We start from the raw sequence: 3,242 nt of genomic DNA on the forward strand, positions 1-3,242 counted from the left end.
GGTGCAGCGTGCCAGGGCGCTGCTGCTGGCCGGGGACGGGATGGCGAACACCGCGATCGCGGCGCAGGTGGGCGCGACAGTGAAGACGGTGCGGGCGTGGCGGGAACGGTTCGTAGGTGAGGGTCTGGTGAAGTTCGCGCAGGTCAAGGAGGGCCGGGGTCGCAAGGCGACGATCCCGCAGGCGAAGATTGAGGAGATCGTCGATCTCACGCTGCATTCCAAACCGGCGGGCGAGACGCACTGGTCGTGCCGGACGATGGCCGCGAAAACGGGCGTGTCGTCCTCACAAGTGCAGCGGATCTGGTCGGCCCGAGGGCTCAAACCGCACCTGGTCGACACGTTCAAGTTGTCCAACGACCCGCAATTCGAGACCAAGCTCGTTGACGTGGTGGGTTGTACCTGAACCCGCCCGAGCAGGCGATCGTGCTGTGCATGGACGAGAAGAGCCAGATCCAGGCGCTGGACCGCACCCAGCCGTCGCTGCCACTGAAGCCCGGACGAGCCGGCACGATGACGCACGATTACAAGCGCAACGGCACCACGACGCTGTTCGCCGCGTTGGAAGTCGCCACGGGAAAGGTGATCGGACAGTGCCTACCCAAACATCGTCACGATGAATTCCTGACGTTCCTGCGAAGGATCGACCGCGCCGTGCCCGCCGACCTGCAGGTGCATCTGATCTTGGACAACTACGCCACCCACAACCACGCCGACGTGACGAAGTGGCTCACGAAACACCCCCGGTTTCACCTGCACTTCACACCGACCTCGTCGTCATGGCTGAACCTCGTCGAACGTTGGTTCCGGGATCTGGACCAGAAGGCACTGCGCCGCGGCGTGTTCAAGAGCGTCCCCGATCTCATCACCGCGATCGAGGACTACCTCAACGCCCACAACGACCAACCTCGACCACTGGTCTGGACCGCATCAGCCGAGTCCATCCTGGAGAAAGTCACCCGCGGCCGAGTCGCCCTCAACCAGGTAACCAACACTGGGACAGACCACTAGGGCACGAGGCCAACGTCAGAGGTGGCCCGAAGGTCTCGATAACCTGTGGTGACACGACGTGTGCGGAGCATGACCGAGAAGGAGAAGCCAAAGAGATGGCCAAGATCATCTACACCCTGACCGATGAGGCGCCGCTGCTGGCGACGTACTCCTTCCTCCCGATCGTCGAGGCCTTCGCCTCCACGGCCGGCGTGGAGGTCGAGACGCGCGATATCTCCCTCGCGGGGCGCATCGTGGCGGCCTTCGCCGACCTCCTGCCCGAGGACCAGCGCGTGGGGGACGCGCTCGCCGAGTTGGGTGAGCTGGCCACGACGCCCGAGGCCAACATCATCAAGCTGCCCAATATCTCCGCCTCGGTCCCCCAGCTCAAGGCGGCCATCGCCGAGCTGCAGTCCCAGGGCATCTCCCTGCCGGACTATCCGGACGAGCCCAAGACCGACGAGGAGCGCGACGCCCGCGCCCGTTATGACAAGGTCAAGGGCAGCGCGGTCAACCCCGTGCTGCGCGAGGGCAACTCCGACCGCCGCGCCCCCGCATCGGTCAAGAACTACGCCCGCAACCACCCCCACTCCATGGGTGCGTGGAGCAGCGACAGCAAGACCAATGTCGCGACCATGGGGCAGAACGACTTCCGCAGCAACGAGAAGTCCGTCGTCCTCCCCGCCGATGACACCCTGACGATCAAGCACCTCGGCACCGACGGCGCCGAGACGGTGCTCAAGGACGGCTTGAAGGTCCTGGCCGGCGAGGTCGTCGACGGCACCTTCATCAGTGCGGCCGCCCTCGACACCTTCCTCGCCGAGCAGGTCGCCCGCGCCAAGGCCGAGGACGTCCTCTTCTCGGTCCACCTCAAGGCGACGATGATGAAGGTCTCCGACCCGATCATCTTCGGCCACGTGGTCCGCGCCTACTTCAAGGACGTCTATGCGGCATACGGCGAGCAGTTGCTGGCCGCCGGCCTCGACGGCACCAACGGCCTCGCCGCCGTCCTCGCCGGACTCGACTCGCTCGACAACGGCGCCGAGATCAAGGCTGCCTTCGACAAGGCGATGGCCGACGGCCCCCGCCTGGCGATGGTCAACTCCGACAAGGGCATCACCGGCCTGCACGTCCCGAGCGACATCATCGTCGACGCCTCCATGCCGGCGATGATCCGCACCTCCGGCCACATGTGGGGCCCCGACGGCCAAGAGGCCGACACCCTCGCCGTCATCCCCGACTCCTCCTATGCCGGCATCTATCAGGTCGTCATCGACGACTGCCGGGCCAATGGCGCATACGACCCCACCACCATGGGCTCGGTGCCCAACGTCGGGCTCATGGCGCAGAAGGCCGAGGAATACGGCAGCCACGACAAGACCTTCGAGATGTCCGCACCCGGCAGCGTCCAGGTCGCCAACTCGGCCGGCGACGTGCTCATGGAGCACCAGGTCGGGGCCGGCGACATCTGGCGCGCCTGCCAGACCAAGGATGCGCCGATCCAGGACTGGGTCAAGCTCGCCGTCACCCGCGCCCGCGCCACCGGCGACCCGGCGGTCTTCTGGCTCGACAAGTCCCGCGCCCACGACGCCAACCTCATCGCCAAGGTCGAGGAATACCTGCAGCAGCACGACACCGAGGGCCTGGACATCAGCATTCTCGCCCCTGCCGACGCCGCGAAGCTCTCCGTCGAGCGGATCCGCAAGGGCGAGAACACGATCTCGGTGACCGGCAACGTCCTGCGCGACTACAACACCGACCTCTTCCCGATCCTCGAACTCGGCACCAGCGCCAAGATGCTCTCCGCCGTGCCGCTGATGAACGGCGGTGGCCTCTTCGAGACCGGGGCCGGCGGCTCGGCTCCCAAGCACGTGCAGCAGTTGGTGCAGGAGAACTACCTGCGCTGGGACAGCCTCGGCGAATTCCTCGCGCTCGCCGAGTCCCTGCGCCACCTCAGCGAGACCGATGGCAACACCCGGGCCGGCGTCCTCGCCGACGCCCTCGACAAGGCCACCGAGCGGCTGCTCGACGAGAACAAGTCGCCCGCCCGCCGGGTCGGCCAGATCGACAACCGGGGCAGCCACTTCTATCTCGCGATGTATTGGGCGCAGGAGCTGGCTAAGCAGACCGAGGACCCCGAGCTGGCGGCCGCCTTCTCCTCGACCGCCGAAGCCCTCACCGCCGGCGAGGCCCAGATCAACGACGACCTGCTCGGCGTCCAGGGCTCCCCCGCCGACATCGGCGGCTACTACCGC

1 protein-coding gene and 1 pseudogene are annotated in these 3,242 nt (G+C 66.6%); both read left to right on the plus strand.

From position 1 onward, the window contains the following. Positions 1-1,008: pseudogene (locus BN13_RS17675) on the plus strand (IS630 family transposase); the annotation flags it as partial. A 95-nt stretch (positions 1,009-1,103) separates the two neighbouring features. Further along, a partial coding sequence (locus tag BN13_RS17680) for an NADP-dependent isocitrate dehydrogenase (RefSeq protein ID WP_048549387.1) occupies positions 1,104-3,242 on the plus strand: 2,139 nt, incomplete at its 3' end.

Origin of the sequence: Nostocoides jenkinsii Ben 74 (genome assembly GCF_001046875.1) — a bacterium.
GTDB classification, from domain to species: Bacteria; Actinomycetota; Actinomycetes; order Actinomycetales; family Dermatophilaceae; genus Nostocoides_A; species Nostocoides_A jenkinsii.